Raw genomic sequence first — 8,128 nt, forward strand, 5'->3', positions numbered from 1 at the left:
GGTTACGTGATGCCCAGCATGGAACACGTCGATCGGGTCGGCCAAACGGATACCGAAGCGAGCCTCAACGTCGGCGAAGTGCCGGGCTTGCAGAAACTGGAAGTAGTGTCTGAACGTGCTGACGTAGTCCCTGCGCGTGACGGGTCCCACGCCGCGTTCGATAAGCGCGGCGACGACCGCGTCGACGTCGAAGGCGGTCAGCTCCCATGCGGGCTTCTCCGCCAAAGCGAGGAAACGCTCAAGCACGCCCGTGCCGTTGTCGATGGTGAGGGCGCTGAATCCGCGGGCCACTTGGCTCGCGACGAAACCGTCCACGCACTGCCGCTGGAATTCCATCGGCTCCATGGCATCGGCCAGTTGCGCGCCTGGAGAATTGTCGCTCACCACGCGCAGCCGGGGTCGCGGCGTCACTGCATACCTCCCGCCCGCCTCGATTTCTGAGGCGCTGCCTCATATTTCACTCCTCGATCGAGCAAATCGCACCTCGCCACGCCGACCACGCTCGACCTACTCCCCACAGGGGATGCGGCACTCAGAGTCGGAACGAACGTATGGGAACCTCAGTTCGCTGGGGCGACGTCTTCGGCGACCAGGTCGTGGCCGCGGCCATGATCGACCGCATCGTTCACCACGCCGACGTCATCTCACTCAAAGGCGCCAGCTACCGGCTCAAGGACAGCGGAATCACCACCCTGCCTTCCGCCAGACCCGAAAACACCGTAGAATAGATGAACCACGGTGGCCTACTTTTCGAAGAGCACCAACGGCCTACTATTCAACGAGCGTCGACACCTGGGTCTGCGATGTTGGGCGTCCAGCCGTTGTTTGCCTCCAGGTATGGCATCGCGTCGGCAAACTGCGCAGGAATCGTTGCGGTGCCTTGATGCTGAGCGCACAGCCATTCGATGTAGGTGGCCAGCCTTCATTCAGCCAGATATCCTTCCAGCCAGAGGGCGTCACCGAATCGCCGAACCATTGGTGCCCGAGTTCATGGACCACTGTTGCTTCGTCCGCGACCTGTGAGTAAACAGGCGGGGTTTGAGTCTCTAGGGCGTAGTCGACTGAATCGTCGACAGTCGGGGTTTGACGGCGTGTTAAAGCGAGGTCCTCGCCCTAACTCAAGCCACGCCGACGCAAACGTCCTTACGGCTTGATCAGAGCGTTGACCGCTGGCAGCCCGAGGTTGCTCTACTCTGGCACCCTCGGCTTCCTCGCCGGGGCGGAGCCCTACTCCGACGTTCAGCGACGCTTCGAGGCGTGAAGCGATCCTGTGCGTGCTTGGGGGACGGGGAATCGCGGAGGTGTCCTCTGGCTGTGTTCAGGAATGCATTGTCGAACGATGGTCAGCGATACCACTTGCCGGCGAGTGGGTCCTCACCTGGGTACGTCGGAAGTGAGTAGCCGGGGCTCCAGAACGGCATGACTCCGTAGTAACCGTAGGTATTTTCGTAGAATTCCTTTTGGTTCACGAGTTCTGGGTCGTACGTGGGGGCACCGGCGATGTGCTCGGCGGACTGGCTGATGTGGACTTCGTCCTGGGTGATTTTCGTGATCGCATCTATCGGGATGAATGATTTGGCTTCTCCAAGTCCCAGGAAGCCGCCGGAGGCCACTTCAAGGAATCGAATCTTGTTCTCTTTTTCATCCAGGAGCAGCGCGTCGATTTCCCCGAGGGGTTGGTGGTCTTTGTCGAACACTCGCCGACCTCGAATGTCATCTTCTCGCTCGGCGACGGTTTCGTCACTGTCCTGTAGCCTGACCAGCTTGTCGAAGTGCGCATCTGTCATTTTCCCTATCCGTTCCGGCGGTGTGCCGCCTTGTCTTGCGTTGGCTGTTGGTTCGCTTTCATTCGGGAGGCGGAGTGGCAGGTCCAGTCAGGCCCTGTCAGGATCGATGGCGTTGCCACCCGCGTCGATCTCGGATGTGGTTCAGGTCGTGGACGCCGCGTAGATCCGCTCGACAGAGGCGGCCAGCACGGCGTCGAAGTCGGCGTCCGATTGTTGGGCGGTGAGGCCTTCGAGCAGAGCGCGGCTAAAGCTGGCGCTCAGACCGAGATTCTCGGCCAGCAAGCGGCACGCCTTCGTCTGACTGTAGCCACCAGAAAGCGCCACCACTCGAAGCACCATCGGATGGTAAATCAGGTCGGAGTAGAAACCGGCTACCGTCGGGATCGACAGCTTGAGGATCACCGGCTGGTCGGTGGAGAGCCCGTCGAGGGCTGCCAGGGCATCGGCTTTGAGGAAGTTTTCGGCCTCGGCCTTGTCGGGAGCGTTCACGTCGACTTCGGGTTCTAGGATCGGCACAAGGCCGTGGGCCAGAATCTGCCCTGCGACGGAAAACTGTTGGTCGACGATCGCCTGGATTCCGGCGGGGTTGGCTTCCTTGATCACGGAACGCATCTTCGTACCGAACATCGTGCGCTCAACCGCACGTGCGAGGAGGGGTTCCAGCTTGGTGAGTGGCTTCATCAACTGGACACCGTCTACCTCGACAGCGAGGCCCTGGTCGACCTTGACAAACGGCACGATGCCCTTGGCGGTGAGGTAATCACCCGTCAGCTGGCTGCCAACGGTGCGGTCCATGGTCTGCTCGAAGAGGATCGTCGCGAGAATGCGGTCGGAGGTGAAGCTTTCTGCGGTCATCACGCGGGCGCGCATCTGATGCATCAGGTCGAACATCTGCTCGTCGGTACTGTAGGACGACGGGTCTATTCCATAGAGCTTCAGTGCGCCGCCCGTGCTGCCGCCGCTCTGATCGAGCGCTGCGACGAAGCCGACTCCGGTGTTCATTCTTTCTGCTTGTTCGGTATTCAAAGTCCCTCCAAAGGTTGTGGACTCCATTTCAGTCTAGTGAGCAGCGATCCTCGTCTGAGTCGAGTGGCCGAGGGCGGTTTGTCCGCCACTTCTGTTCTGGTCTGGTCGCCTGAGCATCGCCGCAGGCGCGTTGACGGCGGCCTTAGGGCAGTCTGAGGGTGTCGAGGGTCGCGCGCAGGGTATGAGCCGAGTGCTGGAAGAGCTTCTGCTCCGCGTCGGAGAACGGCACCTCGATCACCCGGGACACGCCGCCGGCATTGACGACCGCCGGAACAGAGAGCGCAACCCGGCTTATGCCGCGATAGTCGGTGAGCAAGGAACTGATCGGAAGTATGGCGCCCTCGTCTCGCAGCACGGCCTCCACGATCCGGGCGCCGGAGAGTCCGATCGCATAGTTCGTAGCGCCCTTGCCTGCGATTACCCGGTATGCGGCGGTCTTGACGTCCTTGGTGATGGCCGCGAACTCGGCCTCAGAGAACTTCGCCCGGTCGTCGGATGCCGGCGAGATGTCGTCCTTGACCCATTCGGAGAGGGAGATCGGACCGACGCGAGCCTGAGACCAGAGCGGGAATTCCGAGTCGCCGTGTTCGCCGATGATGTCGGCATGTACGTTGGCAATCGCGACGCCGACGCGGTGCGCGAGCAGCAAGCGAAGCCTCGAGGAGTCGAGGACGGTGCCTGAGCCAAAAACCCGTGCCGACGGGAGCCCGCTGAAATGAAGGGCCGCGTAAGTGACGATGTCGCACGGATTGGTCACGATCATGAACACGGCGTCCGGCGCTCGTTCGACGAGTGTGGGCATCAACTCACGCAGGATGCCGACGTTGACAGCGGACATATCGAGACGCGATTGCCCGGGGTGCTGCCTGGCTCCTGCGGTGATCACGACCATGTTCGAGCCCGCGATCGCGTCGAGGTCCGCCCCGCCGGACACGCAGGAGGCGCCGGTGAACTGCGTGCCGTGGGCGAGGTCGAGTACTTCGGCTTCGACCTTGGGCTTGTTGATGTCGTAGAGCACCACCTCGCGGGCTGATTGCCGGATCAGCGCCGCGTAAGCGAGCGAGGTACCGACGGTGCCCGCTCCGATGATGGCCAGTTTGGAATTCTCGATTGCACTCATGAATCCACTCTCCTCCTTCGCGGTTTCCTCCGTCGCGGCGAATTGTAGGTCACCGGATGTCGCTGCATCCTTGATGCATGGAAACACTGCCGATCGGCCGTATCGCTCGTCTCGCTGGCCGATTTCCGAACCGCAGATGTAGCATGAAGGAGCGATCCCGTCCACCGATTGTGATGGGTCATGTGTGCACTCTCGATGTGAACGCGTTTATGTCTCGGTCGCTCATCCAGTGAACCAGGCTCAGTAGCGAGCAGTTCATGACCCGTTTGAGACCGAGGGAATCCATGGCCGATGCAACGCACGAATCCACCAGCATGTCCAAAGTGCCACAGTCCGGTGAACCCGCCGAGGTCTCGCCCGCTGCCGAGGTCTCGGTCCGGCGCTGGAATGAGCTGAAGCGCGAGTACAACCTTCGCCACACGACACTCGAGAGGTTCACGGAGCCGATTGCACCGGCTGACGAGCCGGGGCTCTTGCCGGCGCCGGGTGATTCTCCCAGTTAAGCCACCATACCGAAATTCATTGCACCGGCTAAAACCTTGTTTTTGTGCAACACTTGCATTAAGGCATCATTCGCGGAGGCGTACAGCCGGTTTATTCCGGCCTCGGCACCGAACGCGATTCACGTACACGGCGTGCGTCGCAGGTGGTCAACTCAGGGAATTGGAGCATGATGAGGACGCGAGCCCGGGAATGAGCACGGACAAGACCACGAACGCTGCGGCCGATTCGGCGACGTTAAAGCCCGACCCGGCACACGACCTGAAGTCGCTCCCGATGGCTGAGGTCCAGAAGCGGCTCGGCAGCTCACCGGACGGGCTGACCCAGTCAGAGGCCGACACACGCCTGGCAAAGTACGGTCCGAATGAGATCGCCGAGCATACGACGAACCCGCTTCTGAAGTTTCTTTCCTACTTCTGGGGCCCGATTCCGTGGATGATCGAAGTGGCCGTGGTTCTGTCCGGAGTGGTCGGGCACTGGCCCGACTTCTTCATTATCCTGGTGCTTCTCATGGCGAACGCTTTGGTCGGGTTCTTCGAGGAGCGCCAGGCCGGAAACGCCATCGCCGCCCTGAAGGACACGCTCGCTATGAATGCCCGGGTTCGACGTGACGGTACCTGGGTCACGCCCGCCGCCAGTGAGCTGGTGCCGGGAGACGTGATCCGGCTGCGGCTGGGGGATATCGTTCCCGCGGATGCCCGACTGCTGGAGGGCGACGAGATCGAGGTTGACCAGTCTGCGCTGACCGGCGAGTCACTGCCCGTGACGTGCGCGGCCGGGGATGCGGTGTTCTCGGGTTCGATCGTGCGCCGCGGCGAGATCGGCGCCATGGTCTATGCGACCGGCGCCCATACCAGCTTCGGTAAGACGGCCGGTCTGGTGCAGGATGCCCATACCGTCAGCCACTTCCAGAAGGCCGTTCTGAAGATCGGCAACTATCTCATCCTCCTCGCCCTCGCGTTGGTGACCGTGATCGTGGTGGTGTCGACTCTGCGGGGCGACCCGATCCTGACGACACTGCAATTCGCGCTCGTGCTCACGGTTGCGGCTATCCCCGTCGCGATGCCGACCGTGCTGTCGGTCACCATGGCGGTCGGCGCGCGGCTGCTGGCCCGGGAAAAGGCCATCGTCAGCAAATTGGTGGCGATCGAGGAACTCGCCGGCGTAGACATCCTGTGCGCGGATAAGACGGGCACTCTCACCCGCAACGCGCTGACCCTGGGCGACCCGTTCAGCCTTGACGGTGTTTCGGCCGCGGATATTGTGCTCGCGGGTGCGTTGGCTTCCCGCGCGGAAAACGATGACCCCATCGACCTCGCCGTCCTCGGCGGTCTCCCGGAGAAGACCGCGATGGATGCCTACACGGTCACGCATTACCAACCCTTCGATCCGGTTCACAAACGCACCGAAGCCACCGTCACCGACGACCGGGGTAGGACGTTCAGAGTCACCAAGGGCGCGCCCCAGGTCATCCTCGCTCTTGCCGACAATTCCGCGGACATCACCTCCGCCATTGACACCGCTGTGAATGACTTCGCCGCACGCGGCTTCCGGTCTCTGGGTGTGGCCCGCGCAGAAGGACAGGGAACGTGGCAGTTCCTGGGTGTCCTCCCGCTCTTTGACCCGCCTCGCGAGGACGCCGCATCCACCATCGCCACAGCGAAGGAGATGGGTGTGACGGTGAAGATGGTCACCGGTGACGCGATCGCGATCGCGAAGGAGACCGCCGCCAAGGTCGGTCTTGGCACGAATATTCTTGACGCGTCCGGCCTGGGCGACGTGAAGAAGAAGGAGACAGCGGCGGTCGGGGAATCCATCGAAACAGCTGATGGGTTCGCCCAGGTCTTCCCCGAGCACAAATACCACATCGTCGACGTGCTGCAGAAGCGCGGTCACATTGTCGGGATGACGGGAGACGGCGTCAATGACGCGCCCGCACTGAAGAAGGCGGACTGCGGGATCGCAGTCTCGGGAGCGACTGACGCCGCCAGGGCCGCCGCCGCCATCGTTCTGCTCACCCCTGGTCTGTCCGTGATCATCAAGGCAATCGAGGAGAGCCGCCGGATCTTCCAGCGGATGAACTCCTACGCCATCTACCGCATCGCAGAGACCTTGCGTGTCCTGCTGTTCATGACGGTGTCGATCCTGGTCTTCAACTTCTACCCCGTCACCGCGATCATGATCGTGATGCTCGCCATTCTGAACGACGGGGCAATCCTGTCGATCGCCTACGACAACGTGAAGTATCGGAAGGCTCCAGAGGCGTGGAACATGCGTCTGGTGCTGGGCATATCGACCGTGCTTGGAGTTGCCGGCGTTATCGCCGCCTTCGGACTCTTCTATCTGGCCGACAATGTCTTCCACCTCGATCGCGACCATATCCAAACCCTGATGTACCTGAAGCTTTCGGTGGCAGGGCATCTCACCATCTTCCTGACCCGCACCCGCGGCCCGTTCTGGTCGATCCGACCGGCCCGCATACTGTGGGTGGCGGTCCTGGGAACCCAGGCCGTCGCGACCCTCATTGCCGTTTACGGGCTCTTCATGACTCCGCTCGGCTGGGGCTGGGCCGCCTTCGTGTGGGGCTACGCGATCGCCTGGGCGCTTGTCAACGACCGCATCAAACTACTCGCCTATCGCATCCTCGACCCCGCAGGGAAGAAAGGCACGGCGGGCCGTGCGCTCACACAGTCGGCCGCACACTTGTCCGACGCACCGGAACCCCAAGTCGCCTCCACGGATCCGAGCACAGAAGGCGCCGCATCGCGAGAAACGAAGGGCCAGTCATGAAGATAAAAACAAGTGGCTTCCGCGTCGAAGCAGGAAAGAATGCGGACCTCGCCAAGCGCGCAACGGATGTTGGGGATGTCTCGGGGCCGACACAACGTATAAACAGGTCTTGCCTCGGCGTATCAAAAAGCTGAGCGAGCTGCAGCGGTTGCACTACGCCTCGGTGCACTAGTCCGTGTTGGTGATCTTCCAGGGCATGGATGCGGCAGGAAAGAATGGAGCGATCCGACACGTCATGTACGGGGTGAACCCCCAGGGCTGCCAGGTCTCCAGCTTCAAACAGCCCAGTAGCGAGGAACTCGAGCACGACTTTATCTGGCGTCCGACCCGCCGCGGGCCGGATCGGCACCTTCAATCGCTCATACTACGAAGAAGTTCTCGTCGCGCGGGCGCACCCGGAGATTATGCACGGCGAGGGTATCCCGGCCGAACTCATCGACGAGTCGTCCATCTGGAGAGAACGGCATCGCTCGATTGCGGACCTCGAGGCGCATCTGAGCCGCAAGGGGACGATGATCGTCAAGATCTTCGTGAACCTTTCGAAAGAGGAACAGGCGAACGGATTCCGCGAACTCATCGACGTTCCCGAAAAAAAACTGGAAGCTCACTCTCTCGGACATTCACGAACGGGAGTATTGTGACTCGCATTTGTCGGCTTACGAGAAATGCCTGACAGTCATGAGCACCATGGACAGCCCCTGGTACGTGGTGCCGGCGGACAGTGAGAAGAACGCCCTGCTCGTTCTGTCCCAGATCATCGGGGACACGAGCGCAACAGGGAACTGGCTACTATCCGCGCTGAACTCTGAAATGCATAGCGGGCACGGAGACGGGACTGCCCCCGGTTTGGTTGACTCCTGACCTGTGGAGATTCGTCTTCGCTGGAAAGATGTCACCATGCCCA

Annotated in this window: 7 protein-coding genes and 2 pseudogenes; 4 read left to right on the forward strand and 5 right to left on the reverse strand. The window is 61.5% G+C overall.

Annotated features, from left to right (window positions below; all coding sequences use genetic code 11):
* On the reverse strand, window positions 1-384 hold a 384-nt coding region (locus QN345_RS12845; protein ID WP_323508715.1), incomplete at its 3' end, for a site-specific integrase.
* Between the two features lie 182 nt (window positions 385-566).
* Here QN345_RS12845 and QN345_RS12850 point away from each other — a divergent pair.
* Window positions 567-728, forward strand: a pseudogene (locus tag QN345_RS12850) (ATP-binding protein); the annotation flags it as partial.
* Window positions 729-771: 43 nt separating this feature from the next.
* On the opposite strand, the gene QN345_RS20615 reads toward QN345_RS12850, so the two are convergent.
* The 4 genes from QN345_RS20615 to QN345_RS12865 form a co-directional block, all read right to left on the reverse strand.
* Window positions 772-999, reverse strand: a complete 228-nt coding sequence (locus QN345_RS20615; RefSeq protein WP_322140258.1) for a M1 family aminopeptidase — start codon at window positions 997-999, stop codon at window positions 772-774.
* A gap of 344 nt (window positions 1,000-1,343) precedes the next feature.
* Entirely contained in the window at window positions 1,344-1,787 is a 444-nt protein-coding gene (locus QN345_RS12855; protein ID WP_323508716.1) for a PRC-barrel domain-containing protein, read from the reverse strand.
* Window positions 1,788-1,928: 141 nt separating this feature from the next.
* On the reverse strand, window positions 1,929-2,813 hold the full coding sequence (locus QN345_RS12860; RefSeq protein WP_323508717.1) for a fructose bisphosphate aldolase: 885 nt from the start codon (window positions 2,811-2,813) through the stop codon (window positions 1,929-1,931).
* Window positions 2,814-2,955: 142 nt separating this feature from the next.
* Window positions 2,956-3,933, reverse strand: a complete 978-nt coding sequence (locus QN345_RS12865; RefSeq protein ID WP_322187923.1) for an L-lactate dehydrogenase — start codon at window positions 3,931-3,933, stop codon at window positions 2,956-2,958.
* A 522-nt stretch (window positions 3,934-4,455) separates the two neighbouring features.
* Here QN345_RS12865 and QN345_RS12870 point away from each other — a divergent pair.
* The 3 genes and pseudogenes from QN345_RS12870 to QN345_RS20620 all read left to right on the forward strand — a co-directional run bounded on the left by QN345_RS12870 (window position 4,456) and on the right by QN345_RS20620 (window position 8,085).
* Window positions 4,456-7,224 carry a plasma-membrane proton-efflux P-type ATPase gene (locus QN345_RS12870; RefSeq protein WP_323508718.1) on the forward strand — a complete coding sequence of 923 codons (2,769 nt, stop codon included), beginning with the start codon at window positions 4,456-4,458 and terminating at the stop codon, window positions 7,222-7,224.
* Between the two features lie 235 nt (window positions 7,225-7,459).
* Window positions 7,460-7,865: pseudogene (locus tag QN345_RS12875) on the forward strand (hypothetical protein).
* Entirely contained in the window at window positions 7,843-8,085 is a 243-nt protein-coding gene (locus tag QN345_RS20620; RefSeq protein ID WP_416347664.1) for a hypothetical protein, read from the forward strand. The pseudogene QN345_RS12875 and the gene QN345_RS20620 overlap by 23 nt, the downstream one beginning before the upstream one ends.
* Window positions 8,086-8,128 lie beyond the last annotated feature (43 nt).

Source organism: Cryobacterium sp. 10I1 (assembly GCF_035019805.1).
GTDB lineage: Bacteria > Actinomycetota > Actinomycetes > Actinomycetales > Microbacteriaceae > Cryobacterium > Cryobacterium glucosi.

Bases quoted from the DNA above. Each gene is read 5' to 3' on its own strand.
- QN345_RS12865 (WP_322187923.1), bottom strand. From the start codon at position 3,933: ATGAGTGCAATCGAGAATTCCAAACTGGCCATCATCGGAGCGGGCACC.
- QN345_RS12855 (WP_323508716.1), bottom strand. From the start codon at position 1,787: ATGACAGATGCGCACTTCGACAAGCTGGTCAGGCTACAGGACAGTGAC.